This window comes from Tepidimonas charontis (assembly GCF_007556685.1).
GTDB classification, from domain to species: domain Bacteria; phylum Pseudomonadota; class Gammaproteobacteria; order Burkholderiales; family Burkholderiaceae_C; genus Tepidimonas; species Tepidimonas charontis.
Window position 1 is genome coordinate 1 of record NZ_VJON01000025.1, and the last position, 26,864, is coordinate 26,864.

General features: G+C 68.0%; 26 protein-coding genes. 15 read left to right on the forward strand and 11 right to left on the reverse strand.

Annotated elements, in window-relative coordinates; genetic code table 11:
- Positions 1-167: 167 nt before the first annotated feature.
- Positions 168-1,169 carry an MFS transporter gene (locus Tchar_RS08215; RefSeq protein ID WP_144328585.1) on the reverse strand — a complete coding sequence of 334 codons (1,002 nt, stop codon included), beginning with the start codon at positions 1,167-1,169 and terminating at the stop codon, positions 168-170.
- Positions 1,170-1,302: 133 nt separating this feature from the next.
- Here Tchar_RS08215 and gshA point away from each other — a divergent pair, with 133 nt between their 5' ends.
- The 3 genes from gshA to Tchar_RS08230 are packed head-to-tail and all read left to right on the forward strand — an operon-like array spanning position 1,303 to position 4,077.
- Positions 1,303-2,598 (forward strand): glutamate--cysteine ligase, encoded by a 1,296-nt coding sequence (gene gshA, locus Tchar_RS08220; RefSeq protein ID WP_144328586.1) that lies wholly within the window; start codon positions 1,303-1,305, stop codon positions 2,596-2,598.
- Positions 2,591-3,667, forward strand: coding sequence for a glutathione synthase (gshB, locus tag Tchar_RS08225; RefSeq protein WP_144328587.1), 1,077 nt, complete (start codon positions 2,591-2,593; stop codon positions 3,665-3,667). The genes gshA and gshB overlap by 8 nt, the downstream gene beginning before the upstream one ends.
- A 47-nt stretch (positions 3,668-3,714) precedes the next feature.
- The gene (locus Tchar_RS08230) at positions 3,715-4,077 is read left to right on the forward strand and encodes a VanZ family protein (protein ID WP_201739335.1); all 363 of its coding nucleotides are present in this window, start codon (positions 3,715-3,717) and stop codon (positions 4,075-4,077) included.
- On the opposite strand, the gene Tchar_RS08235 is transcribed toward Tchar_RS08230, so the two are convergent.
- Genes Tchar_RS08235 through Tchar_RS08250 form a run of 4 tightly spaced genes read right to left on the reverse strand, consistent with a single transcriptional unit; the run spans position 4,046 to position 7,080 of the window.
- Positions 4,046-4,378 carry a DMT family transporter gene (locus tag Tchar_RS08235; protein ID WP_144328588.1) on the reverse strand — a complete coding sequence of 111 codons (333 nt, stop codon included), beginning with the start codon at positions 4,376-4,378 and terminating at the stop codon, positions 4,046-4,048. The two genes, Tchar_RS08230 and Tchar_RS08235, sit on opposite strands and share 32 nt — an antisense overlap.
- A 12-nt stretch (positions 4,379-4,390) precedes the next feature.
- Positions 4,391-5,218 (reverse strand): ABC transporter permease, encoded by an 828-nt coding sequence (locus Tchar_RS08240; RefSeq protein WP_144328616.1) that lies wholly within the window; start codon positions 5,216-5,218, stop codon positions 4,391-4,393.
- Between the two features lie 20 nt (positions 5,219-5,238).
- Positions 5,239-6,054 carry an ABC transporter ATP-binding protein gene (locus tag Tchar_RS08245; protein ID WP_144328589.1) on the reverse strand — a complete coding sequence of 272 codons (816 nt, stop codon included), beginning with the start codon at positions 6,052-6,054 and terminating at the stop codon, positions 5,239-5,241.
- A gap of 3 nt (positions 6,055-6,057) precedes the next feature.
- The gene (locus Tchar_RS08250) at positions 6,058-7,080 is read right to left on the reverse strand and encodes an ABC transporter substrate-binding protein (protein ID WP_144328590.1); all 1,023 of its coding nucleotides are present in this window, start codon (positions 7,078-7,080) and stop codon (positions 6,058-6,060) included.
- A 261-nt stretch (positions 7,081-7,341) separates the two neighbouring features.
- Here Tchar_RS08250 and pyrF point away from each other — a divergent pair, with 261 nt between their 5' ends.
- Positions 7,342-8,175 carry an orotidine-5'-phosphate decarboxylase gene (pyrF, locus tag Tchar_RS08255; RefSeq protein ID WP_144328591.1) on the forward strand — a complete coding sequence of 278 codons (834 nt, stop codon included), beginning with the start codon at positions 7,342-7,344 and terminating at the stop codon, positions 8,173-8,175.
- A 102-nt stretch (positions 8,176-8,277) separates the two neighbouring features.
- Here pyrF and Tchar_RS08260 read toward each other — a convergent pair whose 3' ends face one another.
- From Tchar_RS08260 to sucC, 3 genes are all read right to left on the reverse strand, one after another.
- Positions 8,278-9,009 (reverse strand): PP2C family protein-serine/threonine phosphatase, encoded by a 732-nt coding sequence (locus Tchar_RS08260; RefSeq protein WP_144328592.1) that lies wholly within the window; start codon positions 9,007-9,009, stop codon positions 8,278-8,280.
- Between the two features lie 207 nt (positions 9,010-9,216).
- The gene (gene sucD / locus Tchar_RS08265; protein WP_144328593.1) at positions 9,217-10,110 is read right to left on the reverse strand and encodes a succinate--CoA ligase subunit alpha; all 894 of its coding nucleotides are present in this window, start codon (positions 10,108-10,110) and stop codon (positions 9,217-9,219) included.
- A gap of 27 nt (positions 10,111-10,137) precedes the next feature.
- Complete coding sequence (gene sucC, locus Tchar_RS08270; protein ID WP_144328594.1) at positions 10,138-11,304, reverse strand: ADP-forming succinate--CoA ligase subunit beta; 1,167 nt, start codon at positions 11,302-11,304, stop codon at positions 10,138-10,140.
- Positions 11,305-11,547: 243 nt separating this feature from the next.
- On the opposite strand from sucC, the gene argC reads away from it, so the two are divergent.
- The gene (gene argC / locus Tchar_RS08275) at positions 11,548-12,468 is read left to right on the forward strand and encodes an N-acetyl-gamma-glutamyl-phosphate reductase (protein WP_144328595.1); all 921 of its coding nucleotides are present in this window, start codon (positions 11,548-11,550) and stop codon (positions 12,466-12,468) included.
- A 28-nt stretch (positions 12,469-12,496) separates the two neighbouring features.
- Here the strand turns inward: argC and Tchar_RS08280 are convergent, their stop codons facing one another.
- On the reverse strand, positions 12,497-13,465 hold the full coding sequence (locus Tchar_RS08280) for an MBL fold metallo-hydrolase (RefSeq protein ID WP_144328596.1): 969 nt from the start codon (positions 13,463-13,465) through the stop codon (positions 12,497-12,499).
- Complete coding sequence (locus tag Tchar_RS08285) at positions 13,462-15,153, reverse strand: AMP-binding protein (protein WP_144328597.1); 1,692 nt, start codon at positions 15,151-15,153, stop codon at positions 13,462-13,464. Before Tchar_RS08285 ends, Tchar_RS08280 begins: the two co-directional genes overlap by 4 nt.
- Positions 15,154-15,326: 173 nt before the next feature.
- Here Tchar_RS08285 and Tchar_RS08290 point away from each other — a divergent pair, with 173 nt between their 5' ends.
- From Tchar_RS08290 to Tchar_RS08325, 8 genes are all read left to right on the forward strand, one after another.
- A complete protein-coding gene (locus Tchar_RS08290; protein WP_144328598.1) occupies positions 15,327-16,010 on the forward strand; it encodes a GNAT family N-acetyltransferase in 684 nt (227 codons plus the stop codon).
- Positions 16,011-16,101: 91 nt separating this feature from the next.
- Complete coding sequence (locus tag Tchar_RS08295) at positions 16,102-16,965, forward strand: HlyC/CorC family transporter (RefSeq protein ID WP_236640399.1); 864 nt, start codon at positions 16,102-16,104, stop codon at positions 16,963-16,965.
- Positions 16,962-18,587 carry an apolipoprotein N-acyltransferase gene (gene lnt, locus Tchar_RS08300; protein WP_144328599.1) on the forward strand — a complete coding sequence of 542 codons (1,626 nt, stop codon included), beginning with the start codon at positions 16,962-16,964 and terminating at the stop codon, positions 18,585-18,587. Before Tchar_RS08295 ends, lnt begins: the two co-directional genes overlap by 4 nt.
- Positions 18,588-18,599: 12 nt before the next feature.
- The gene (glyQ, locus tag Tchar_RS08305; RefSeq protein ID WP_144328600.1) at positions 18,600-19,523 is read left to right on the forward strand and encodes a glycine--tRNA ligase subunit alpha; all 924 of its coding nucleotides are present in this window, start codon (positions 18,600-18,602) and stop codon (positions 19,521-19,523) included.
- Positions 19,520-21,646, forward strand: a complete 2,127-nt coding sequence (glyS, locus tag Tchar_RS08310; protein WP_144328601.1) for a glycine--tRNA ligase subunit beta — start codon at positions 19,520-19,522, stop codon at positions 21,644-21,646. The genes glyQ and glyS overlap by 4 nt, the downstream gene beginning before the upstream one ends.
- Before the next feature lie 13 nt (positions 21,647-21,659).
- Positions 21,660-22,253, forward strand: coding sequence for a D-glycero-beta-D-manno-heptose 1,7-bisphosphate 7-phosphatase (gene gmhB / locus Tchar_RS08315; protein ID WP_144328602.1), 594 nt, complete (start codon positions 21,660-21,662; stop codon positions 22,251-22,253).
- The gene (locus tag Tchar_RS08320; RefSeq protein WP_144328603.1) at positions 22,250-23,113 is read left to right on the forward strand and encodes a lysophospholipid acyltransferase family protein; all 864 of its coding nucleotides are present in this window, start codon (positions 22,250-22,252) and stop codon (positions 23,111-23,113) included. The genes gmhB and Tchar_RS08320 overlap by 4 nt, the downstream gene beginning before the upstream one ends.
- 43 nt (positions 23,114-23,156) lie before the next feature.
- Positions 23,157-23,813, forward strand: a complete 657-nt coding sequence (locus Tchar_RS08325) for a M48 family metallopeptidase (protein WP_236640400.1) — start codon at positions 23,157-23,159, stop codon at positions 23,811-23,813.
- Positions 23,814-23,871: 58 nt separating this feature from the next.
- Here the strand turns inward: Tchar_RS08325 and Tchar_RS08330 are convergent, their stop codons facing one another.
- On the reverse strand, positions 23,872-24,813 hold the full coding sequence (locus Tchar_RS08330) for a prenyltransferase (RefSeq protein WP_144328605.1): 942 nt from the start codon (positions 24,811-24,813) through the stop codon (positions 23,872-23,874).
- Between the two features lie 181 nt (positions 24,814-24,994).
- Here Tchar_RS08330 and Tchar_RS08335 point away from each other — a divergent pair, with 181 nt between their 5' ends.
- Positions 24,995-25,465: a MerR family transcriptional regulator gene (locus Tchar_RS08335; protein WP_144328606.1), complete on the forward strand. Its 471-nt coding sequence runs from the start codon at positions 24,995-24,997 to the stop codon at positions 25,463-25,465.
- A gap of 40 nt (positions 25,466-25,505) precedes the next feature.
- Positions 25,506-26,687 carry an isovaleryl-CoA dehydrogenase gene (locus Tchar_RS08340; RefSeq protein WP_144328607.1) on the forward strand — a complete coding sequence of 394 codons (1,182 nt, stop codon included), beginning with the start codon at positions 25,506-25,508 and terminating at the stop codon, positions 26,685-26,687.
- The last annotated feature ends 177 nt before the right edge of the window (positions 26,688-26,864 follow it).

Here is a 26,864-nt window from a genome sequence, read left to right on the forward strand (position 1 = left end):
TGTGCGTCGAGACGCACGAGACCTGGCTGGAGGACAGCCGTTACCTGAACATGACGCTCCTTTCGGAGCAGAAAAAGGAGGCGTTGAGACTGGCCGCCTGAAGCGGCCGCGCGCTGTCGTCATCGCTGCGGGCTACGCCCTCCGCGACAACGACAGCGCAAACAGGATCAACCAATTACCTGATCACCAATTTGCACAACTTGACGCACACAACTCGTCGTGCTGCCCGTGAACAGGAAGTTCCAGCCCACGCCCAGCAGGAACAGGGCCACCAGAAACTGGTGCAGATCCTGCCCCGACAATGCGATGGCGATACACGCCGCATTGAGCAGCACCCCCACGCCCATGACCGCAATCGCCCCGAAACGCCGAATGAGATGGCCGGTGAAAAACCCCGGTGCGAACATGCCGATCACGTGCCACTCCAGCACCAGTGCCGCGTCGGCAAACGGCAGGCCGCAGGTCTGCATGGCCAGCGGGGTGGCGGCCATCAGCAGATTCATGACGCCGTAGCCCAGCGCTGCGCCCACCAGGGCAACGGCAAAGGTCGGCTCGCGCAGCAGCCCGGACAGTGGCCGACCATCCGCGGCGCGGGTGGTGGCACGCGCTGGCTCGCTGGGGAAGCGGATGCCGGCCATCACCACCATCGACAACAGCGCGATGGCGGCCAGCGCCAGGTAAGCTGCCAGAAACGGGGTTGGCAGCAGATCGCGCGTCAGGTTGGCCAGATTGGGGCCGGCGATGGCGCCAATCAAACCCCCGGCCAGTACCAGCGAGACCGCCTTTTCCCGAAACGCAGGGGCAGCCAGTTCCCCGGCTGCGAAACGGTACAGCTGCCCATTGGCGCTGTAGTAGCCAGCGATGACGGTGGCGGCCACCAGCCACCCGAATTGGCGCGTGGCCACCGCCTGCGCCGCCAGCAGGGCCGAGCCGAACGCAACGCCCAAGCCGATCTGAAACGCCACCTGGCGGCCCCAGCGCGCTTGCGTGCGCGCCACCAGCCCCGTGGACAGCGCACCGCCGACCACATAGCCCATCACCGGCAGGGTGGCCATCCAGCCGACTGGCGCCAGACTCAAGCCGACCAGCCCATTGATGGCGATGAAGACGACGTTGTTGGTGAGAAACAGACCCTGGGCGATGGCCAGCAGCCACAAGTTGCGGTTCATGGGCGGGGGTTATAACGCATACTCCAGCCGGTTGTCGGTCGCGCACCGGACTTCCTACAATCGGCGCATCGAGGCTGGCCGCACCGCGCACGTGGGGCCGCTCGCTCTTCGAATCCCAACCAGGGCACTTGGCATGGTCCCCCATCTCGTCACCGCACTCACCGGCCCGATCAACGAGCTCGAGCAGCGCATTCTGGAGTCCACCCCCGTCATCGAGCGCTGGTTCCGGCTGGAATGGATGGAACACACGCCACCGTTTTACACCTCGGTGGACATCCGCAACGCCGGCTTCAAGCTGGCGCCGGTGGACACCAACCTGTTCCCGGGTGGCTGGAACAACCTCACGCCCGAGATGCTGCCGCTGGCGGTGCAGGCGGCCATGGCAGCCATCGAAAAAATCTGCCCCGAAGCCAAAAACCTGCTGCTGATTCCGGAAAACCACACGCGCAACGTCTTCTACCTGATGAACGTGGCGCAGCTGCAGCGCATCTTTTACTCGGCGGGGCTGAACGTGCGCATCGGCTCCATCAACCCCGAAATCAAGGAGCCCACGCCGGTGGAACTGCCCAACGGCGAACGCTTGTTGCTGGAGCCGGTGATCCGCGAAGGGCGCCGCCTGGGCCTGAAGCATTTCGACCCCTGCACCATTTTGCTCAACAACGATTTGAGCGCCGGCGTGCCGGGCATTCTGGAGGATTTGCACGAGCAGTATCTGCTGCCGCCGTTGCACGCCGGCTGGCACGTGCGGCGCAAGAGCAACCACTTTCGCGCCTACGAAGAGGTGGCCAAGCGCTTCGGCAAATTGCTGGGGATGGACCCGTGGCTCATCAACCCGATGTTTGCCCACTGCGGACAGGTCAATTTCGCCGAAAACACGGGGCTGGAGTGTCTGCAAACCAATGTGGATGCGCTGCTGACGCGCATCCGCAAAAAATACAAGGAATACGGCATCCAGGAGCGGCCGTTCGTCGTCGTCAAAGCCGACAACGGCACCTACGGTATGGGTGTGATGATGGTGCGCGACGCCGCCGAGTTGGATAACCTCAACCGCCGCACCAAAAACAAGATGAACGTCATCAAGGACGGCCAGCAGGTCAGCGACGTGCTGATCCAAGAAGGCGTGATCACGCACGAGCGCATCAACGACGCGGTGGCCGAGCCGGTGGTCTATATGATGGACCGCTATGTGGTGGGGGGGTTTTACCGCGTGCACGCCGAGCGCGGCGTGGACGAAAACCTCAACGCCCCTGGGGCGAGCTTCGTGCCGCTGGCGTTCGAGAAAAGCGCGCTGCAGCCGCAGCCGGGCAGCAAGCCCGGCGCCAGTGTGCCCAACCGGTTTTATATGTACGGGGTGGTGGCGCGCCTGGCCATGCTGGCGGCGGCCTATGAGCTGGAGGCCACCGACCCGGAGGCGCAATGGGATGTCTGAGCCCATCGCCACCCCGAGCGTGCTGTCTGACCCCAGGGACACCGATGCGGCCGCCGCGCCGCTGGGTGCCACGCCGCAGCGGTCGGGGCCGGACGCGGTGCCGCTGCGCCGCGTGCTGGTAGTGGCCGACCCGCTGCACACCTTTGCGACGTACAAGGACAGCACGTTCGCCATGATGCGCGCGCTGGCACGCCGCGGCGTGGCACTGGCGGCGTGCGAGCCGGCGCACCTGCAATGGCGCCGGGGCGAGCCGGTGACCGCGCTGGTACGCGCCATCGAGCTCACGGGCGATGCCGACGACTGGTTTCGGGTGCGCTACCAGGGGCGTGAGCCGCTGCACGCCTTCGACGCGGTGCTGATGCGCAAAGACCCGCCGTTCGACGCCGAATATTTCTACGCCACCCACTTGCTGCAACAAGCCGAGCGCGAGGGCGCGCGCGTCTTCAACCGGCCTGCGGCCTTGCGCGACCACCCGGAGAAGCTGGCGCTGATGGAGTTCGCCGACGTCGCGCCGCCCACGCTGGTGACGCGTTCGGCCGAGGCGATTCGGGCCTTTCATGCCGAGCAGCGCGACATCATCCTCAAGCCACTGGACGGCATGGGCGGGCGGGGTATCTTTCGCGTTGGCCCGGATGGCCTGAACCTGGGGGCGGTGATCGAGACGCTGACCGCGCACGGGCACACCACCATCATGGTGCAGCGCTACCTGCCCGAGATCGCGCAGGGGGACAAGCGCATCCTGCTCATCGGCGGCGAAGCGGTGCCTTTTTGTTTGGCGCGTATTCCGCAGAGCGGCGAGGTGCGCGGCAATCTGGCCGCCGGTGGGCGCGGGGTGGCCCAGCCGCTGTCCGACAGCGATTGGGCCATCGCACGCGCCGTGGGCCCGACCCTGGCGGCGCGGGGCCTGCTGCTGGTGGGCTTGGACGTCATCGGCACCTGCCTGACCGAAATCAACGTCACCAGCCCGACCTGTTTTCAGGAAATCACCCAGCAAACGGGCTTTGACGTGGCCGAACGCTTCGTCGATGCCCTACAGGCGGCGCTGGCGACTACGGGCACTGCCGTATGAGGGGGTGCGCAAAACCGTCGGGCGCGCGGCAGGGTACGGGCAGTGGCTTGTCCCGATGGCTCTTCTGGGGCCTGGCCCTGGCCGTCACGGCGCTGTCGCTCACCCCCGTGCAGTACCTGCCGCCACCGGTCTTCGACGTGTGGGACAAGGCGCAGCACGCCGCCGCCTTCACCCTGCTCACCGTCGCGGGGCGCTGGGCCTACCCGGCCTTCGGTAGGCCTGCGTCGAGCGTGGCGTTGCTGCTGCATGGCGCGGCCACCGAGGCCGCCCAAGCCGCCACCGGCTGGCGCCATGGAGAGCTGGCTGACTGGGTGGCGGACGCGGTCGGGATCGCCATCGGCTACGCCGTGCTGGCGGCGCGTGCGCGCTGGCGCGCGTTCAATGCCCCGACGTGCGCGACCAAAGGTTGAGCACCACCACGCCGGCGATGATCAGCGCCATGCCCAGCAGGCCCGCTCCATCGATGCGCTGCCCGTAGAGCACATAGGCCACCAGTGTGATCAGAACGATGCCCAAGCCCGACCACACCGCGTACGTGATGCCGACCGGGATGTGGCGCAGCACCAGTGACAGGCAATAAAAAGACGTGGCATACCCCACTAGCACCACGGCCGATGGCAGCAGACGCGTCAGGCCGTCGCTGGCTTTCAGGGCCGTGGTGGCGATGACTTCGGTGACGATCGCCAGCGCCAGCAGCAGCCACGGATGCATGCGTGTTTCCACTCAGAGTTTTTCGGTCTCGCCGGCCTTGGGCTGCCAGGTCAGCAGTCGCCGCTCGATACGCCCGACCAGCGCATCCAACACCAGCGCGAAGGCGGTCAGCACCAGGATGCCGGCCATCACGGTGTTGATGTCGAAGGTGCCTTCGGCCTGCAGGATCAGATAGCCCACGCCCTGGCTGGAGCCCAGGTATTCCCCCACCACCGCACCGACGAAGGCCAGCCCCACCGATGTATGCAGCGAGCTGAATACCCAACTGGTGGCGCTGGGCAGATAGACGTGGCGCAGCAGCTGCTTCCGAGTCGCCCCCAGCATGCGCGCGTTGGCCAGGATGACGGGGCTGACCTCGCGCACGCCTTGGTAGACGTTGAAGAAGACGATGAAAAAGACCAGCGTCACGCCCAAGGCCACCTTGGAGCCGAGCCCCAACCCGAACCAGATGGCGAAAATCGGCGCCAGGATGATGCGCGGCATCGAATTGAGCGCCTTGATATAAGGCTCCAGGATCGCCGAGGCCATCGGCGACAGCGCCAGCCACAGGCCGGCGGCCAAGCCGCCGATCGAGCCGATGGCAAAGGCGAGCACGGTCTCGGTCAGGGTCACGCCCAGGTGGCGGTAGATGTCGGCGTCCGTGACGAACCAGGCCCAGATGCGCTGCAGCACTTTCAGCGGCTCACCAAAAAAGAAGGCCGCTTGGCGCTCGTTGTCGAACAAAAAGGGCGGGATCAGGCCGGGCTGGGTGAGGACGTGCCACAGGGCAAACAGCGCCAGCAGCAGGCCGACTTGCCACAGCCGCAGGTTGCCGGGTCGGGGTTTGAGCCTTTGCCACATCGGTGTGTCGGTCTCCGTCGTCACGCGGCGCGCTGCCATTGTTGTCGATAACCCTTGAGCACCTCGTCGCGCAGCACGGCCCAGATGGCGGCGTGCAGCTGCAGAAAGCGTGGCGCCATTTTGACCTCGGCCACATCGCGCGGACGCGGCAGGTCGATGGTGAAGGCGCCGATCGGCCGTGCGGCAGGCCCGGCGCTCATCACCACCACCCGGTCGCTCATGGCAATCGCTTCGTCCAGATCGTGGGTGATGAACAACACCGCCTTGCGCTTGGCGCTCCACAGCGCCAGCAGCTCGTTTTCCATCAGCTGCCGGGTCTGAATGTCCAGCGCCGAGAAGGGTTCGTCCATCAAAATGATGTCGGGGTCCAGCACCAGCGTCTGCGCCAGGCTGGTGCGTTTGCGCATGCCGCCGCTCATCTGGTGCGGGTAGCGGTCACCGAAGTCACCCAGGCCGACCCGGCGCAGCCACTCCTGGGCACGCGTGCGCGCTTCGGCGGGGGGCACACCGCGAAACTCGAGCCCCGCCATCACATTGCCCAGGGCCGTGCGCCACGGCATCAGGCTGTCGGCCTGGAACATATAGCCGGCGCGGGTGTTCAGACCCGTGAGCACCTGACCAAAGACACGCACCGTGCCGCGGCTGGGCGCTAGCAACCCCGCCGCGACGTTGAGCAGCGTGCTTTTGCCGCATCCGGTGGGGCCGACCACGCTGACGAACTCGCCGGCGCCAACGGTGAGCGTGACATCCTGCACCGCCGTGTAGCGCTGTGCCGGCGCGTCGGCGCTGACGAAGGTGCACGTGATGTCTTGCAGTTCGATGGCCGCGTCCGCCATGTGTCAACCCTTGGGGTAGCGGGTGTTGGCCTGCTCGACGAAGGCGTTGGTGAAGACCGCGTTCAAGTCCAACTTGGCCGCAGTCAGCTTTTCGTCCACGCTGGCCAAGGCGCGGAAAGCGGTCTGCGCGCCCTTCGGCGGGATGCGACCATCCGGCGACAGCGCCGGTTTGGCGGCCAAAAAGCCGTCGATATAGACGGCGCGATCGCCGAGCAAATAGCTCTCGGGCACCACCTTGATGATGTCGCCGGGGCCGGCCCGCTGGATCCATTTGTTGGCGCGCACCATGGCGTTGGTGAGCGCCTGCACGGTGTTGGGGTGGCGTTCGACGAACGGCACGGGGGCGTATAGACAGCCCGCCGGCATCGGACCGCCGAAGACTTTTTCCGCCTCGGCTGGCTGGCGCGTATCGACCACCACGCGCAAGTCGCCCGAGCGCTGCAACAGCGTGATGACCGGATCCAGATTGCTGATGGCGTCGATCTGGCCCGAGCGCATGGCCGCCACCGCGCCGTTGCTGGCACCGACGCCGATGACGCTGACGTCGCTGGGTTTGAGCCCGGCTTTGGCGAGCACGAAGTTGAGCATGATGTGCGTCGAGCTGCCCGGGGCGGTGACGCCCACCTTCTTGCCTTTGAGGTCCGCCACCGACTGAAAAGACGGCATCGTCTTGGGGTTGACGCCGAGCACGATCTGCGGCGCCAACCCCTGCAGCACGAAGGCGCGCATCGGCTGCCCCTTGAACTGCATATTGATGGTGTGCTCGAAAGCACCGGAGACGACATCGGCGCTGCCGCCGACCACCGCCTGCAGAGCGCGCGCGCCGCCCGCGAAATCGACGATGTTGACGTCCAGCCCCTCGGCCTTGAAATAGCCCAGTTCTTCCGCGATGGTCAGCGGCAGGTAATAGAACAGATTTTTGCCACCGACGGCGATGGTGACTTTGGGTTTTTCCAGCGTCTGCGCATACCCCCAGGCGGGCAGGGCGGCGGCCAAACCGGCGGCCAGCAGATCACGTCGTTGCATGGCAGGGTCTCCTCTGTGGATCGTGGGTCGACGCAATCACTGTAGCGCAAAACGCCGTGCGCATCGCTGCGCTGCTGCGCCACGGCCACAGGTGGTGGTCGGCGCTGGTGTAGCCGCGGCCACAGACGAGCATGCCGATGTGCCCCGTTTGGGGCGGTGCGGTGTTGCTGGGGGCCTCGGCTATGGGCTGTGGGGTAGTCGCTGCTCGGCCGCATCGAGGCGGCCGCGTGGAGGTGGTTGACGGACCTCTACAATGACCGCATGGATTTTATCGAGATGCTGCTGCGCGCCGAGGCGCGCCACCGCTCGCGCCTGTGCGTCGGGCTGGATCCGGACCCGGCGCGCCTGCCCGGCCACTGGCGCGGCCGCGTGGAGCACCTGTACGACTTCTGCGCCGCCATCGTCGATGCCACCGCCGACCTCGTCTGCGCCTACAAACCGCAGATCGCCTACTTCGCCGCACACGGGGCGGAGGCGCAGCTCGAGCGCCTGATGGCGCACATCCGCGTGGTCGCGCCCGAGGTGCCGATCATCCTGGACGCCAAGCGCGGCGACATCGGCAGCACCGCCGAGCAGTACGCCAAGGAGGCGTTCGAGCGCTACGGGGCGGACGCGGTGACGCTGTCGCCCTTCATGGGGTTCGATTCGGTCGAGCCCTACCTGCGCTACGGTGGCAAAGGGGTCTTTTTGCTGTGCCGCACCAGCAACCCCGGCGGCGACGACCTGCAAGCACGCCGGTTGGCCGACGTGCCGGGCCAGCCGTTTCTGTTCGAACACATCGCGGCGCTGGCGCAGGGGCCGTGGAACCGCCACGGCCAGATGGGGCTGGTGGTGGGCGCCACCTACCCGCAGGAGATCGAGCGCGTGCGCGCCGTGGCGCCCACGGTGCCGCTGCTGATTCCCGGCGTTGGCGCGCAAGGCGGGGATGCGGTGACCACGGTGCGTGCCGGCTGGCGCGGCGACGCCAGCGGACGCACCACGGGGCCGGTGGTGGTCAACTCCTCGCGCGCCATTTTGTACGCCAGCGCCGGCGACGACTTTGCCACTGCCGCGCGTGTCGCAGCCGAACAGACCCGCGCAGCGTTGTGGGGCTGAGGGACGGCGCGCCCGGTTGAGGCACCGTCCACCACCAAGCTGGCGCGTGCGGGCGCCGCGGGCGATGACGAGCGTGGGCATCAGGCGTTCGCGGGCAGGGCCTCAAGGGGCGCAGTGGATCAGCGCCACGGCGATGTTGTCGCGCCCGCCGGCGGCATTGGCAGCGGCGACCAAGGCGTCGGCCACTTGGCTGGGGCCCGCCTGGTGGCACAAGAGGTGGGTGATTTCGCCATCGCTGAGCATGTCGTGCAGGCCGTCGGAACACAGCAGATAGGTATCACCCGGCTGCAGCAACTGGGTGGCGGAGTCGGGCAGCAGCGTCAGGTCGATGCCCACGGCCCGCGTGACCAGGTTACGGTAACGGCTCAGGCGAGCCTCAGCCGCCGGCAACAGGCCGGCGTCCACGTGCTCCTGGACCAGGGTGTGGTCGTGACTGAGCTGCACCAGCTGGCCTTGGCGCAGGCGGTACAGCCGCGAGTCACCGACGTAGGCGAAGGCCAGCCGCCCCGCGCGGGCCAGCGCGACCACCACCGTGGTGGCCATGCCGCGGTGGGAGGGCTGCAGCAGGGCATCGGTGTAGATGCGCGCATTGGCGGCCTGGATGGCGGCGCGCAACAGCGCTTCTTCCTCACCCAGCGGGGTGTTGACCAAGGCATGCTGCACTTGTTCGTGGACGACGCGACAGCACAGACGGCTGGCGATTTCACCGGCCTGATAGCCGCCCATGCCATCGGCCAGCACCGCCAGCCCCAGCTCGGGGTCGATGAGCACGGCATCTTCGTTGTTGGGGCGCACACGCCCGACGTCGGTGGCACAGGCAAACAGCAGCGGCATGATCGTGGTGTAGCGAGTCTGCCTGCAGTGTAGCGGCGGCGGCCCACGTGTGGGGCCGCCGTTCCGCCGCTGAAACACGACGGCCCCGCTGGTCGCGGGGCCGTGGCAGGGGCGAGCGGTGGCTCACCCCGGCGGGGAGCTACACCGGCCGCGGTAGGGCGCGGTGTGCCTGCCCGGGGGCGGCGTGCCCTCTCCGGCACGCCCGCGTCAGAGCAAGCTCTTGAGCAGTTTGCCCATTTCGGAGGGGTTGCGCGTCACCTTGAAGCCGCACTCCTCCATGATGGCCAGCTTGGCCTCGGCGGTGTCGGCGCCACCCGAGATGAGCGCGCCGGCATGTCCCATGCGTTTGCCCGGCGGGGCGGTCACACCGGCGATGAAGCCCACCACCGGTTTTTTGAAGTGGTCTTTGCACCAGCGCGCGGCTTCGGCCTCGTCCGGTCCACCGATTTCACCGATCATGATGACGGCGTCGGTGTCCGGGTCGTCGTTGAACATCTTCATCACGTCGATGTGTTTGAGGCCGTTGATCGGGTCGCCGCCGATGCCCACTGCGCTCGACTGGCCCAGCCCCAGCTCGGTGAGCTGCGCCACCGCCTCGTAGGTGAGGGTGCCGGAGCGGCTGACCACGCCGATGCGGCCCTTTTTGTGGATATGGCCCGGCATGATGCCAATCTTGATCTCATCGGGCGTGATCAGGCCGGGGCAGTTGGGGCCCAGCAGCAGGGTCTTCTTGCCACCGGCGGCCTCCTTGGCCTTCATCTTGTTGCGCACCATCAGCATGTCGCGCACCGGGATGCCCTCGGTGATGCACACCACGAGATCGAGGTCGGCTTCCACCGCCTCCCAAATGGCGTCCGCGGCGCCGGCCGGCGGCACGTAGATGACGCTGACGGTGGCGCCGGTGGCTTCCTTGGCTTCGCGCACCGAGGCGTAGATGGGAATGTCGAAGATCTGCTCGCCGGCCTTCTTCGGGTTGACGCCGGCGAGGAAGCAGTGCTTGCCGTTGGCGTATTCCTGGCACTTTTGGGTGTGGAACTGGCCCGTCTTGCCGGTGATGCCCTGGGTGATGACCTTGGTGTCTTTGTTGATCAGGATGGACATGGTGTGCTTTCCTCTCGGCAAGGCAGATCAACGACCGGCGACGGCGGCAACCACCTTTTGCGCGGCCTCGGCCATGGTGTCGGCGCTGATGATGGGCAGACCCGACTCGGCCAGCATTTGCTTGCCCAGGTCCTCGTTGGTGCCCTTCATGCGCACCACCAGCGGCACGTTGAGGTTGACGGCACGGCAGGCCGTGATGATGCCGGTGGCGATGACGTCGCAGCGCATGATGCCGCCGAAGATGTTGACCAGGATGGCCTTGACGCTCGGGTTGCGCAGCATGATCTTGAACGCCTCGGTCACTTTTTCGGCCGTGGCGCCGCCGCCGACGTCGAGGAAGTTGGCCGGCTCACCGCCGAACAGCTTGATGGTGTCCATGGTGGCCATGGCCAGCCCCGCGCCGTTGACCAGACAGCCGATGTTGCCGTCGAGGCTGATGTAGGCCAGATCGTACTTGGAGGCTTCGACCTCAGCCGGGTCCTCCTCGTCGAGGTCGCGCAGCGCCACGATTTCGGGGTGACGGAACAGCGCGTTGCTGTCGAAGTTGAACTTGGCGTCCAGCGCCACCAGGTTACCCTGGCTGTCGCAGTTGAGCGGGTTGATCTCGACCAGCGAGGCGTCGGTCTCCATGTAGCAGCGGTACAGGTTTTGCAGCAGCGCCACCGCCTGGTCGGCGGTGTGGCCTTGCAGACCGATGCCGGCAGCCAGCTCGCGCGCCTGCGCCTCGGTCAGCCCCACCAGCGGATCGACGAAGATCTTGACGATCTTTTCGGGCGTGCGCGCAGCGACTTCTTCGATGTCCATGCCGCCTTCGCTGGAGGCGATGATGGCCACCTTCTGCGTGGCGCGGTCGGTCAGCACCGACACATAGTATTCCTTGCCGATGTCGGCGCCTTCTTCGATATAGAGGCGGCGTACCTTTTGCCCTTGCGGGCCGGTTTGGTGCGTGATGAGCTGCATGCCCAGCATGCGGCTGGCGAGCTCGCGTACCTCGTCGATGCTCTTGGCGACCTTGACGCCGCCGCCCTTGCCGCGGCCGCCGGCGTGGATTTGGGCTTTGACGACCCACACCGGGCCGCCCAATTTCTGCGCGGCTTCCACCGCTTCCTGCACCGTGAAGGCGGGGATGCCGCGCGGTACCGGCACGCCGAACTGGCGCAGGATTTCCTTGCCTTGATACTCGTGAATCTTCATGGATGACCTGTGATGAAGTGGCGTCTGACGGGGAGGTCCGCCGGACGGCGTCGGGCGGCGGGGCCGCCGACGTCGCACGCACGAGTGCGCGGCAACCCACCACGGTGGGGCCGCGGCTGGCGGGCCAGCTCGGGACAGCGCGAACTGTATCATGCGCGTTGGCGCCAACCTTGTGCCAAGCTGACACCTTGGAACGCGGCGCACACCGCTTGTCCATCCGTGCGAACCCTAGGGGGTATGCCTATGTTTCATATCTTCATCGACGGCGAGGCCGGCACCACGGGCCTGCAAATCCGCCAGCGGTTGCAGCAGCTCGACGGGGTGGCGTTGCTGTCGATCGACCCCGAACGGCGTAAGGACGCGGCGGCCAAGCGCGCGCTGATGGCGCAGGCCGATGTGGTGATTCTGTGTCTGCACGACGAGGCGGCGCGCGAGTCGGTGGCGATGATCGAGGCGCTGCGCGCCGCAGGCGGGCGCGCGCCGCGCGTCATCGATGCCTCCACCGCGCACCGGGTGGCACCGGGCTGGGTGTATGGCTTTGCCGAGCTCTGCCCCGGGCAGGCACAGGCCATCCGGCGCGCCGAGCGCGTGGCCAACCCGGGCTGCTACGCCACCGGGGCCATCGCGCTGATTCGCCCCCTGGTCGACGCGGGGCTGATTCCGCCCGACCATCCGCTGTGTCTGCCCAGCGTCAGCGGCTACACGGGGGGCGGGCGTGCCATGATCGAGGCCTATGAAAGCGGGTGCGCCCCAGCCTTCGAGCTGTATGCGTTGGGGCTGAACCACAAGCACTTGCCGGAGATCATGGCCTATACGGGCCTGACGCGCCGGCCGCTGTTCGTGCCGTCGGTGGGCAATTTTGCGCAGGGCATGCTGGTGCAGCTGCCGCTGCACCTCGATACCCTGCCTGGTGCGGTGCGCGCGGCCGACCTGCACGAGGCGCTGGTCGCCCACTATGCGGGCAGCACCTGGGTGTCGGTGGAGCCTCCCACCGCTGACGGCAAATTGGATGCGGTGGCGCTGGCAGGCAGTGATCGGCTGGAACTGCGCGTCTACGGCAACGAGCAGCATCGCCACGCCGTGCTGGTGGCGCGCCTGGACAACCTGGGCAAGGGGGCCAGCGGGGCGGCGGTGCAAAATCTGCGCCTGATGTTGGACCTGTGAGCACGCACCGTCGGCGTGCGGGCGGCCCTCAGCCGCCATCGATCAGCCAGTCGCCCTCGCGCCGCGCGGCGCCGCTGGTACACAGGGCGTCGATGAGGGCCTGCAACCAGGCGTCGAACGGCTGCCCGGCGCCGTACTGAGCGTGCAGCCGCACCAGGTAGGGCACACCGTGCGCCCAGGCGAACACGTGCGTCAGCGTCTGGCGTTGCCACTGCAGCAGCTTGAATTTCAACAACACTTTGAGCGCGTGTTGGCGGTGCCGCGCCGGCTCGGCCACGAAGGCGGCGAGCCGCTGGCGTGCCACCGCCAGCGCGGCGGCCACGGGTGCGGCGGGGCGGTGCGCGTCGGTGTGCGCGGGATCGCCGAAAGGTGCGCCGTGGCCCGGGATCACCAACCGGGGTGCCAGCCGCTCGATCAGGTCCAGCGTGGCGCCGACGGCGGCAAAGCCGGGCTCGCCATCGAGCTCCGGGAAGACGACGCCAAAGCCATGCTGCCACAGCGCGTCGCCGGCGATCAGCACGCGCGCTTGTGGCTCGAACAGCAGCACGGCGTCGGGGTCGTGTCCCGGCGCGGCATGAATCTGCCACCAGCACCCGCCCAGCGCCACCGCGTTGTCGGGCTGCAGCAGCGCGTCGGCGCGAAAGCGCGCGCAGCACTGGCCGGTGGCCCGGTAGCTCAGACGGTTCTCGTCCCAGGTGCGTACCGCCTCGGCCTGTCCGGGGGGGATCAGCGTCACCAACTCCGGGTAGTGGGCTTGCAAGGCAGCGTTGCCGCCGCAATGATCGCTGTGCAGGTGGGTGTTGAGCAGCCGCTGCAAGGGGCGCGCGCCCAGCGCGTGGCCCACCAGCGCCAGCGTTTGGGCGGCGTGAGTCACGTAGCCCGAATCGACCAGCGCGGTGCCCTGCGGCCCATCGAACAGGATATTGTTGGCCGACAGCCAGCCGCGCTCGAACACCCGCAGGTGCAGCGTGGCCAGGGCGGTGGCCAGCGGGTTCATCGGCCGCGCAGCTCCCGACGCAGAATCTTGCCCACGTTGCTCTTGGGCAGCTCGTCGCGAAATTCGATGTACTTGGGCCGCTTGTAGCCGGTCAGGTTGTCGTGGCAGAAGCGCATCACCTGCTCCTCGGTCAGCGTCGGGTCGCTGCGCACCACATAAAGCTTGACCGCTTCGCCCGAATGCTCGTCGGGCACACCGACGGCGGCGCACTCCAGCACGCCCGGGCAGGTGGAGACGACGTTGTCGATTTCGTTCGGATAGACGTTGAAGCCGGAGACGATGATCATGTCCTTCTTGCGATCGACGATGCGGATGTAGCCGCGTTCGTCCATGACGCCGATGTCGCCGGTGCGCAAATAGCCGTCGGCGGTGAAGGCTTGGGCGGTCTCCTCGGGGCGGTTGTAGTAGCCCGTCATCACGTTGGGGCCGCGGATGCAGATCTCGCCCGTGCTGCCCGGGGGCAGATCGCGCCCCGCTTCGTCTTTGATGGCAATCTCGACACTTGGCAATGGCAAGCCGATGGTGCCGCTGAAAGCGGTGGCGGTGACCGGGTTGTTGGTGCCGATGGCGCAGGTCTCGCTCATGCCCCAGCCTTCGATCATCACGCAGCCAGTGACCTTTTGCCATTGGCGTGCCGTGCCCTCCGAGGCGGCCATGCCGCCGGCCTGGGACAACACCAAGTGCGAGAAATCGAGCTGGCGAAAGCGTGCGTTGGCCAGCAGGCCGTTGAACAGCGTATTGACCGCCGGCAGCACGTGAAACGGCCGCGCTTTGAGCACTTCGACGAACTTCGGAATGTCGCGCGGGTTGGGAATGAGCGTTGCGTGTCCGCCCTGGCGCATCACCAGCAGCATCAGCGTCAGCGCGAAGATGTGATACAGCGGCAGCGCCATGATGTGGTTGGCGCGTCGCGGGTCGCCGATGCGGTCGATGGCGGGGGCAAACCAGGCCTCGGCCTGCAAGATGGCGGCAATCACGTTGCCGTGTGTCAACACGGCGCCCTTGGACAGGCCGGTGGTGCCGCCGGTGTACTGCAAAAAGGCGATGCTGTCGCGGCTGACCTCGGGGGCGCGCAGTGACTGCGTCGCGCCGGCTTCCAGCGCCTGGCGAAACGGCACGATGGTGCGTGGCCCCGTCGGGCCTTGATAGGGCAATTTGAACGCCGGCACCAGCTTGGCCACGTGGCGCACCAGAAACGTCATCCAGCGCCCATACCACCAGCCCAGCAAGTCGCCGAAGCTGGCCACCACCACGTGCCGCACCGGGGTGTGGTCGATCACTTCCTCCAGCGTGTGAGCGAAGTTTTCCAGAATGACGATCGCCTCGGCGCCGGAGTCCTTGAGCTGATGTTCGAGTTCGCGCGCGGTGTAGAGCGGGTTGACGTTGACGCAGGTGTAGCCGGCACGCAGCACGGCGGCCATCGTCACCAGAAACTGCGGCAGGTTGGGCAGCATGATGGCCACCCGCGCGCCCGTCGCCAGCCCGAGCGACTGCAGATAGGCCCCTAGCGCCGCGCTGTAGCGGTCGAGCTGGCCATAGCTCATCCAGCGGTCCATACACACCGACACCGGATCCTGCGGATGGCGGCGAAAGGCTTGCTCCAGCAGTGCGTTGAGCGATGGGTACTGGGTCGGATCGATGTCGGCGGGCACGCCGCTGGGGTAGCTCGACAGCCAAATGCGTTCCATGGGGCACCGTGTCAACAGGGTAACCGAAGCATTGTCGCTGGAGCTCATTGCGCGGCCTCTTGGGGGATGCCCCTAGAAGCTGTCGCCTGCGGCACAGGTGGTGTGGGCGCGGGGTGTCGGCTCAGATGCGGGTAAACCCTGACAAATGGCCGCTTTCCGGTTACAGTACGGCCATGTCTGGCGCTGCCATACCTCCCGCGCCCCAGGAGCGGGCGCCGCGCGTGCCGGTGCTCGATTTGCCCGAGGCCTCCGCGCCCGGCCGGCGGCGGCGCTGGGCGCGCGCGCCCATCCGCACCCTGGACGCGAGCCACCGTGACGCCATTTTGGCGCACTTGCTCGCGTTGGATGAGCGTGACCGCTATCTGCGCTTCGGCTATGCGGCCCAAGATGCCCAGATTCGCCGCTACGTGGAGGGGTTGCGCTTCGGCCTGGACGACATCTTCGGTATTTTCAACCGGCGCCTGCAGCTCATCGCCATGGCGCACCTGGCCTACATGGTGGATGCCCAGCGTGGCAGCGACAGCGCCGAGTTCGGTGTCAGTGTCAGTGCCCACGCGCGTGGGCGCGGCTACGGCCACCAGCTGTTCGAGCGCGCCGTGGTGCATGCGCGCAACCATGGCGTGCGCTATCTGTATATCCATGCCCTGAGCGAAAACGTGCCGATGTTGCGCATCGCCCGCGGCGCGGGGGCCACCGTGGTGCAACACGCCGGCGAGAGCGAGTGCCACTTGGAGCTGCCACCCGCCGACTTTGGCTCCCACGTGGGCGAGCTGCTGGAGCAAGAGGTGGCCCGTACCGACTACTGGCTCAAGGCGCTGCGCTCGCTGGGCCGACGGCTCATCGGGCGGGTGCGGTGACGAAGCCTGCGCTCAGCGACGAGGGTCGGACGTGGCAGGTGCCCACCGCTGGTGGTATTCTTGACGCCGTCGCAACTTCTGCTGCCCACCCGTGGCCGACCCTGCCCACTCTAGCGTGCCGCGCGCTGGCGCGCGGCATGAGGACAAGCGCAATTTTTTGCAGCGCCTGGCCGAATTTCTGCATCCCGGCCCCGACTCCAAGGCCGAGCTGATTGAGGCGCTGGCCGACGCCGAGGACAACGACGTCATCGACGCCGAGTCGCGCGTCATGCTGGAAGGTGTCATCCGCATTGCCGACATGACCGCCGGGGATGTGATGGTGCCGGCGCCGCGCATGGACGCGCTCGACATCCAGGCGCCGTACACCGAGCTGCTCAACACCGTGATCGAAACCGGTCACTCGCGTTTTCCGGTGTACGAAGGCGAGCGCGATCGCATCATCGGCATCTTGCTGGCCAAAGATCTGCTCAAACTGCAGCGCGCGCCCGAGCTGAATCTGCGCACCCTGCTGCGGCCGGCGGTCTTCGTGCCCGAGAGCAAGGGCCTCAATGATTTGTTGCGCGAATTTCGCGGCAACCGCAACCATCTGGCCATCGTCATCGACGAATTCGGGCGCGTGGCCGGCCTGATCACGATCGAGGACGTGTTGGAGCAAATCGTCGGCGATATCGAAGACGAGTTCGACGACGACGAGCAAGAGGGCGATATCTTTGCGCTGGCCGATGGCACCTGGCGGGTGAGCGGTGACACCCCTATCGAGCAAGTCAATGAATGGTTTCAGGTGGCGCTGCCTGAGGCCGATTTCGACACCATCGGCGGCTACATCGCCCATGCGATGGGCCGCGTGCCGCGGCGCGGCGAGGCCTTCGTGACGGCCGGCTTGCGCTTCGAGGTGCAGCACGCGCGCGGCGGGGCGGTGCGCTGGTTCAAGGTCAGCCGCGTCGGGTCCGCATGACCGGTCAGCGCGCGGCCGGGCAGCCGTTGTGGCGACGCGAGGCCGCGGCGTGGGCGCTGGCGGCAGCAGCCGGGGTGGCACAGGCCGCCGCCGTTGCGTGGCCGGGGCCGCAGACCGGCTTCCCCACACTGAGGAGTGGCGAGCCCGTCGCTTGGCTGCACGGCCTCAGTCTCATCGCGCTGGTGGCGCTGCTCGCGCGCGCGTCCTCGGCCCCACAGGCGGGGGGGCGGGCGTTCGTCTTTGCCACCGCGTGGTTGGGCGGCGTTTTCTGGTGGCTGTTCATCTCCATGCACACCTACGGCGGGCTGGCGGCGCCCTTGGCGCTGGTGGCGGTGCTGGCGTTGGCGGCGTTCTTGGCGCTCGACTACGGTCTGCTGGCCGCGCTGTGGTGGCGCTGGCGCGGCAGGTCGGGTGTGCCCGCCGCGCTGGCTTTTGCGGCGGCCTGGACCTTGGCCGAGCTGGCGCGCGGTGTGCTGTGGACGGGGTTCCCGTGGGGGGCGGGCGGCTATGCCCAGATCGACGCCTTGGGCTGGGCTGCGCCATGGGTTGGGGTGTACGGCATGGGGGCGCTGGCAGCGGCGCTGGCAGCGGCCGTGGTGTTGGCGCGAACGTGGGTTCGGGCACTGGCGCTGGCGCTGGCCGCGCTGCTGTGGGGCATACCCGGCACCGGCGCCTGGCTGGCGCAGCGCCTGCCCGACTTCACCGCGCCGGCCGGTGCGTTGCCGGTGCGTCTGCTGCAGGGCGCCATCGCGCAGGACCGCAAATTCGACCCCGAAGACGGCATTCCGCTGGCGCTGCGCTGGTACGGCGCCCGTATCGCCGAGGCGGCTGTCGACCCCGCGCTGACCGCCGGCCTGGTGGTGGCGCCCGAGACGGCGATACCACTGTTGCCGCAGGACCTCGATCCCGCTTACTGGCACGCGCTGGCGCAGACGGTGCGTGCCGGCGGCGCCGCGCTGCTGATGGGCGTGCCGCTGGGCGATTTCGAGCGCGGCTACACGAATTCGGTGGCTGGCTGGCGGCCGGGCGGCACGCCACTGCCGGCTGATGCCGACGCGCTCGGACTGGCCGACTATCGCTACGACAAGCACCACTTGGTGCCCTTCGGTGAATTCATCCCGCCGGGCTTTCGCTGGTTCGTGGACCTGATGCGTATGCCGCTGGGCGATTTTCAGCGCGGTGGGTTACCACAGCCGCCGTTCGAGTGGGCCGGGCAGCGCATCGCGCCCCACGTATGCTATGAGGATCTGTTCGGCGAAGAATTGGCGCAGGCATTTCGCGACCCGGCGCGGGCGCCCACCGTGTTGGTCAATGTGAGCAACATCGCTTGGTTTGGCGACACGGTGGCGATCGACCAGCATCGCCAGATCGCGCGCTTGCGCGCGCTGGAGCTGGGGCGTCCCATGCTGCGCGCCACCAACACGGGGGCGACGGTGGCCATCGACCACCGTGGCCGCGTGCTGGCCCAGTGGCCGCGCGGCCAACGCGGGGTGCTGGACGCGGTGGTGCAGGGCCGCCAGGGCCGCACGCCCTACGTGGTCTGGGTGGCGCGCTGGGGTCTGTGGCCGCTGGCGCTGACGTGCCTGCTGGTGTGGGGGTGGGTGGCGCGGCGCCGGTCGTAGAATCGATGGCTTATGCTGACGTTTCAACAGATCATCCTCAAGCTCCAGGCGTACTGGGATGCGCAAGGCTGTGCCTTGCTGCAGCCCTACGACATGGAGGTAGGCGCCGGCACCAGCCACACCGCCACCTTTTTGCGCGCCCTGGGGCCCGAGCCGTGGAAGGCGGCCTATGTGCAGCCCAGCCGCCGCCCCAAAGATGGGCGCTACGGCGCCAACCCCAACCGCCTGCAGCACTACTACCAATACCAGGTGGTGCTCAAACCGGCGCCAGCCGACATCCTGGACCTGTATCTGGGTTCGCTGCAGGCGTTGGGTTTCGATCTGAAGCGCAACGACATCCGCTTCGTCGAAGACGACTGGGAAAACCCGACGCTGGGCGCGTGGGGCTTGGGCTGGGAAGTCTGGCTCAACGGCATGGAGGTGACGCAATTCACCTATTTCCAGCAGGTCGGCGGCATCGACTGCAAACCCATCACCGGCGAGATCACCTACGGCCTGGAGCGTCTGGCCATGTATTTGCAAGGCGTGGAAAACGTCTATGACCTGGTGTACGCGCCGGGGCTGACCTACGGCGACGTCTTTCATCAAAACGAAGTCGAGCAGTCGGCCTACAACTTCGAACACGCGGACGTCGAATTTCTGTTCACCGCCTTTGCCGCGCACGAGCGCCAGGCACAGTACCTGATGACGCAGCAGCTCGCCCTGCCGGCCTACGAGCAGGTGCTCAAGGCGGCGCACACCTTCAACCTGCTGGATGCGCGCGGTGCCATCAGCGTCACCGAGCGCGCCGCCTACATTGGTCGCATCCGGCACCTGGCGCGCAGCGTGGCGCAAAGCTATCTGGACAGCCGCGCTCGCCTGGGTTTTCCGATGGCGCCGCGCGCCTGGGCCGACGAGGTGCTGGCCCAGCGGCAAGCCAAGGAGGGTGTGGCATGAGCGCGCTCGTCGCCCCCCTGCTGGTGGAGCTGTGCGTCGAGGAGCTGCCACCCAAAGCCCTCAAAAGTTTGGGCGAAGCGTTTGCCCGCGTGCTGCACGAGCAGTTGGTCGAGCAAGGACTGGCCGACGCCGACGCCGCGGTGACGCCGTACGCCAGTCCGCGCCGACTCGCCGCGCATGTGGGCGCGGTGCGCGCCCAGGCCGCCGATCGGCCCGTGCAGCTCAAGCTGATGCCGGTCGGCGTCGGGCTGGATGCCAGTGGGGGGCCGACGCCTGCCCTGCGCAAGAAATTGGCCGCATTGGGCGTGGCCGAGGCCGAGCTGGCCAGCGCGGTGGCACGCCTGCGCCGCGTGCACGACGGCAAGGCCGAGCTGCTGTACTGGGACAGCGTGGTGGCCGGCGTGGCCCTGCCGGCGGGCTTGCAAAAGGCGCTCGACGAGGCGCTGCGCCGCCTGCCCATCCCCAAGGTGATGACCTACCAGCTGGCCGACGGCTGGCGCAGCGTGCACTTCGTGCGCCCGGCACATGCCCTGGTGGCCCTGCACGGCGAGTGCGTGGTGCCCGTACAGGCGTTGGGCCTGACGGCGGGGCGGCACACCCACGGCCACCGCTTCGAGGCCGCGCGCGACCCCATCGAGATCGCCCATGCCGATGCCTATGCCGAGACGCTGGCGCGCGAGGGGGCCGTGATCGCCCACTTCGGCCAGCGGCGTGCGCTCATCGCACAGCAGTTGGCCGAGGCGGCGGCGCGCGTGGGCGGTGGCTGCCGCCCCATCAAAGACGACGCCTTGCTCGATGAAGTGACCGCCCTGGTCGAGCGCCCCAACGTGTTGGTGTGCCAGTTCGAGGAAGCCTTCTTGCAGGTGCCGCAGGAGTGCCTGATCCTGACCATGAAGGCCAATCAGAAATACTTCCCGCTGCTGGACGCGCAGGGACGCTTGACCCACCGCTTCTTGGTGGTGAGCAATATCACCCCCGACGATCCGAGCGCCATCATCGCCGGCAACGAGCGTGTGGTGCGCCCGCGCCTGGCCGACGCCCAGTTTTTCTACGACCAGGACCGCAAGCGGCCGCTGGAGTCGCGCGTGCTGGGCCTGGCCAAAGTGGTCTACCACAACCAGCTGGGCACGCAGGGCGAGCGCGTCGAGCGCGTGGCCTCGATTGCGCGTTGGGTGGCGGCGCAGCTGGGGGATGCGACGCTGGTGCGGCTGGCCGATCGTGCCGCGTTGCTGGCCAAGGCCGATTTGCTCACCGACATGGTGGGCGAGTTCCCGGAGCTGCAGGGCATCATGGGCGCGTACTACGCCCGCCACGACGGTGAAGACGTGCGCGTGGCCGACGCCATCGAGGACCACTACAAGCCCCGCTTTGCCGGCGACGCCCTGCCGCGCGACGCGGTGGGACTGTGCGTGGCGCTGGCCGACAAGATGGAAACCCTGGTGGGCCTGTTTGGCATCGGCCAACTGCCCACCGGCGACAAAGACCCGTATGCGCTGCGCCGCCACGCCCTCGGGGTGGTGCGCATGCTCATCGAGCGCGAGCTGCCACTGGCGTTGCCGGCGCTCATCGACGCCGCAGTGGCCGCCTTTGGCGAACGCATTCGCGACCCGCGCGCGGCGCTGCGCGCCTTCATCGACGACCGGCTGGCGGTGAGCCTGCGCGAGCAAGGCTACCGGGCGCAAGAGGTGGAGGCGGTGCTGGCGCTGCAGCCCGCGCTGCTGCGCGAGGTGCCGCGCCGGCTGGCGGCGGTGCGCACCTTTGCCACCCTGCCCGAGGCCGCGGCGCTGGCGGCGGCCAACAAGCGCGTCACCAACATCCTGCGCAAGGCCGAAGCGGCCGTGCCGCCGCAGGTCGATCCGGCCCGGTTGTTGGAGCCGGCCGAGCAGGCGCTGTACCAAGCACTGCAGGCGGTGCAGCCCGCAGCCGACGCCGCCTACGAAGCCGGCGACTACACCGCCAGCCTGCAGCGGCTGGCGGCGTTGAAGGCACCCGTGGACGCGTTCTTCGACCACGTCATGGTCAACGCCGACGATGCGGCGCTGCGCGCCAACCGTCTGGGGCTGCTGGCGCAGCTGCAGCGCGCCATGAACCGCGTGGCCGATTTGTCGCGCCTGGCGGCGTAAGGAGTGCGCTGCGATGCCTGCACGCGACCTGCGGCTGGTGGTCATCGACCGTGACGGCACCTTGAACCGCGACCCGGAAGATTTTTTGCGCGGGCCGCAGGATTGGCAGCCGCTGCCCGGGGCGCTGCAGGCGCTGGCGCGCTTGCACGCGGGGGGGTGGCGGGTAGTCGTCGCCTCCAACCAGTCGGGGCTGGGCCGTGGTCTGTTCGACGCCAGCACCCTCAACGCCGTGCACGCGCACATGCTGCGCGAAGTGGCGCGCGCCGGCGGCCGCATCGACGCCATTTTTTTCTGCCCGCACGCGCCCGAAGAAGGCTGCGACTGCCGCAAACCCGCCCCAGGTCTGTTTTTGCAGGTGGCGGCGCGTTACGGTGTGCCGCCCACCCAGCTGGTGGCGGTGGGCGACTCGATGCGCGACGTGGCCGCGGCCCTGGCTGCTGGCTGCGACACCCATTTGGTGTTGACCGGCCAGTCGGCGGCGCTGCGCGGCGCTCCGCGCCCGCCCGACCTGCCGGCGCGCGTGACCGTGCATGAGGACCTGCTGGCGTTTGCCGAGGCCTTGACCACCGCCGGACCGACGCCTGGTTCGGGAGGAGGCGGTGCATGAACGCCCTGCGTTCCTGGCTGCATCTGCTGTTCATGGCGGCGACGGTGGTGCCGTGGGCCACGGTGGCGGTGTTGATGTCACCGTTCGTTTCCGCCACACGGCTGTACTGGTTTTGCGTGGCCTGGGTGCGTCTGCAGGTGTGGGCGGCGCGCTGGATGCTGGGCATCCGCAACGAGGTCATCGGGTGGGAAAACCTGCCGCGTGGTGAGCGCGCGCCGGCCATCCTACTGGCCAAGCATCAGTCCACCTGGGAGACCTTCTGCCTGCCGGTGCTGATGCCGCACCCCTTGGCCTTCGTCTTCAAGCGCGAATTGCTGTGGATACCGTTCTTCGGCTGGGCGCTGGGACGGTTGGACATGATCCACATCGACCGCGCCAAGCGCGCGCAGGCCTTTGCCCGCGTGGTCGAGCAGGGCAAACGCCTGCTCGCCCAAGGAACCTGGGTCATCATGTTTCCCGAAGGCACGCGCGTGGCGCGTGGCGCACGCGGTCAGTACAAATCCGGCGGGGCGCGGCTGGCGGTGCACACCGGCGCGCCCGTCATCCCCATCGCCGTCACCTCCGGGCGCTGCTGGCCGCGCCGTGCCCTCATCAAACGTCCCGGGACGGTGGTCTTTTCCATCGGGCGCCCGATTCCGAGCGCCGGACGTGACCCGGAGGCGCTGATGCGTGAGGTCGAAGCCTGGATCGAGGCCGAGATGCAGCGCCTCGACCCGGACGCCTACGCCCGGCCAGGCACGGCAGCGCCGCTTCCATCGACGGGGGGCTCGGCATCGATGCCGGATGCGGCTGGCACTGCCGCGGCGGCACCGCTGCCCCCAGCGAGCGCGGACGAGGATGCGCGACGCCGTGCCTCCTGAGCCGAGTGGGCGGGCGGCTGGCGCCGCCGACCGGCGCCCGTGCATGGCGTTCGCGGCCGACGGGCGCGGCGGCGATGGGTGCCCTCGGCACGCCGACGCCAACCCGTCCGGCGGGGCGGCCTCGCACGGGGTCGGGCTGCCCCGTCACCCGCGCGCCAGCCAGTCGATCGAGCTGGGCGGGCACATCATCGCCTTCGAGCTGCGGCGCAGCGCGCGCCGCAGTCTGGCGCTGCACGTGGGGCCGCAGGGCCTGAGCGTGCGCGCGCCGCACGGGCTGCCGTGGCCCGAAATCGAAGCCTTCCTGCACCGCAAAGCGGCGTGGATCGTGCGCCATTTGCAGCGTCATGGCCAGCGCGTCGCGCCCGCTTGGCCCGAGCCGACGCCGGCGCTGCTGGCGCAGGCCCGCGTTGTGCTGGCTGCGCGCGTGGCGCATTTCGCACCCCTGCTGGGCGTGCAGCCGCGCGCGCTGCGGCTGTCGTCGGCGCGCACGCGCTGGGGCAGCGCCAGCAGCCGCGGCACCATCGCGCTGAACTGGCGGCTGGCCTTCGTGCCAGCGCCGCTGGCCGACTACGTGGTGGTGCATGAGCTGGCGCACCTGCGCGAAATGCACCACGGCCCGGCGTTTTGGGCGCTGGTGGCCCAGGTGCTGCCCGACTACGCCGAGCGGCGCGCCGCGCTGCGCCGCATTGCCCTGGTCTGAGGCGCTGCGCCGACGACGGGGTGCGGCCGCGCCACCGCCGCGGCAGACACCCACCGTTTCAGCGCTGCGCGGCGACGGCAGCAAACGCGGCAGCCAGCGCCAGCGCGTGCACGATGGCAGCGGCGATGGTCAGGCCGATGGCCGGTCGAAGCGCCGACGTGGGCTGGCGCCGGATGACGTGGCGCCACAACAGTGCGGCCGCCAACAGCGACAGCGGCGCCGACACCAACCCCCACCACGCCGTACCGGGCGGAATCTGTGCCCAGACGGCAGCGGCCAGTCCGACATGCGCGCCAACGGCCAAACCGCTGTAGAGTGCCGCACTGGCCACCGGTCCCAGGCGCACGGCCAGGGTCCGTTTGCTCACCTGCGCGTCCCAGGGGGCATCCGGCAGGCCATTGATGAGCAGGATATTGGCCACCAGCAACGCAAACGGCAGGGCCGAGACGGCAGCGATCAGCGACCACTGGCCGCGCTGGGCCACCTGGGCGCCTTGTACGATCAGCCACCAGGCCGTCGCCACTGCCACTTCCCCCAGGCCGCGCGCCATCAGGCGCAGCGGCGGGGCGGAGTAGGCCCAGCCCAGTGCCAGACCGGCCAGCCCCACCCACAGCAGCGTGGCACCCGCCTGCAACGCCAGCCACACACCGCCGAGCACCACCCACACAGTCAAGCCCACGGCCAGCCGCTGGGCATCTTCGGGGCGGGCGGCGCCCTGTTGAATGACGCGCGAGCCGCCCGTGAATGGCGACAGCGGTGCCGGATTGCGCGCATCGGCTCCGCTCAAGGCGTCGTGATAGTCGTTCCAAGCATTGGCGGCTGCATGCGCGGCCAGCGCCAGCACCAGGGTGACGCCGGCACGCAGCGGATCGAAACCGCAGCCGCAGGCTGCGGCCATCGACAGCCCCAGGGCGACGGCAGCGGCCGTCAAGGTCAAGAACCCCGGGCGCATCAGGCGCCAAGCGGCGTCCAATGACAGGTTGGAGGCGCGGGACGTCATGGCGCGACGATAGCACGGCGATGCAGTCGGGCGGCGGTTGGGCTCCATGGCTTGCGCCGCCGGCTGCCGCACGGTGGGTGTGGCGTAAGATTGGCGCCTCAATGACGTTTACGTCAACGTCAGCAGGACGTGTCGCGGCAGTGCCCCGCGCGGCGCGACGCGAACGCAAGCCGAGGTTGTCATGGCCAGCAGCACCACCTACACCATCAGCGACTTGGCGCGCGAGTTCGACCTGACCACGCGCGCCATCCGCTTCTACGAAGATATGGGCTTGTTGCAGCCGCGGCGCACCGGCCCGGGCGGGCGCAGCCGCGTCTACTCGGCGCGCGACCGCACGCGGTTGAAGCTGGTGTTGCGCGCCAAGCGCCTGGGTTTGAGCCTGTCCGAGGCCAAGGAGCTGATCGACATGTACGACAGCCCACGCGACACCGGGCCGCAACTGCGTAAATTTTTGCAGGTGCTGGCGGCGCATCGCCGTCAGATCGAGGACCAGATGGCGGATTTGCAGGCCACACTGGACGAGATCAAGGCGCACGAAAAAGAGGCGCGGGCGCTGCTGGCGCGGCTGGGTGAGGAGCCAGTGGTGGCCGATCCGTCACCCCTGGCCGGACCGCAAAAGACGCCCCGTGGCCGGGCGGAAAAGGCGGCATAATTGACGTTTACGTAAACGTCAAATCATCAGGAGACGCTCGATGACCCATCTGCCCGGCCTCGACTTCCAGCTCGGTGACGATATCGACGCGCTGCGCGACGCGGTGCGCGCCTTTGCCCAGGCCGAAATCGCCCCGCGCGCGGCCGAAATCGACCGCACCGACCAGTTTCCGATGGACTTGTGGCCCAAAATGGGCGAGCTGGGCGTGCTCGGCATCACGGTGGAGGAAGCCTACGGCGGCGCCGGCATGGGCTATTTGGCCCACATGATCGCGATGGAGGAGATCAGCCGCGCCAGTGCCTCGGTGGGGCTGTCGTACGGGGCACACTCCAATTTGTGCGTCAACCAGATTCGCCGCAACGGTACCGAGGCACAAAAACGCCGATACCTGCCCAAGCTCATCAGCGGCGAGCACGTCGGGGCGCTGGCCATGAGTGAGCCGGGCGCCGGCTCGGACGTGGTGAGCATGAAGCTGCGCGCCGAGGACAAGGGCGGCTACTACCTGCTCAACGGCAGCAAGATGTGGATCACCAACGGGCCGGATGCCGATGTGCTGGTGGTGTACGCCAAGACCGAGCCGGCGTTGGGCGCGCGCGGCATCACCGCCTTTTTGATCGAGAAGGGCATGCCGGGCTTTTCGGTGGCGCAAAAGCTCGACAAGCTGGGCATGCGCGGCAGCCACACTGGCGAGTTGGTGTTTCAAAACGTCGAGGTGCCGGCCGAAAATATCCTGGGCGGGCTCAACAACGGCGTCAAGGTGCTGATGAGCGGTCTGGATTACGAGCGCGCGGTGCTGGCGGCCGGGCCGGTGGGCATCATGCAAGCGGTCATGGACAACGTGGTGCCCTACATCCACGAGCGCAAGCAGTTCGGCCAGAGCATCGGCGAGTTCCAGCTCATCCAGGGCAAAGTGGCCGATATGTACACCACGCTGCAGGCGGCGCGTTCCTTCCTGTACACGGTCGGCAAAAACCTGGACCGGTTGGGCGCCGAGCACGTGCGCCAGGTGCGTAAGGACTGCGCCAGCGTCATCCTGTGGTGCGCCGAGCAGGCCACGCGCATGGCCGGCGACGGCATTCAGATCTTCGGTGGCAACGGCTACATCAACGACTACCCGCTGGGGCGGCTGTGGCGCGATGCCAAGCTGTATGAGATCGGCGCCGGCACCAGCGAGATCCGCCGCATGCTGATCGGGCGCGAGCTGTTTGCCGAGACGATGTGATGACGCTGCGGCGGGCCGGGGCGGACGATGCGTCCGCGGGCTCCGTGTGTGTCGACCACACGCGGTACCTTCTTCGGCGAGTCGCCTGCGGCGCGCACAGGGGCGGGCAGCCCGCAGTGCCGCTGGCTGGTCGGCCCGACGGTGGCGCAGGCCAATCTGTCATCATTGGGTCTCGTT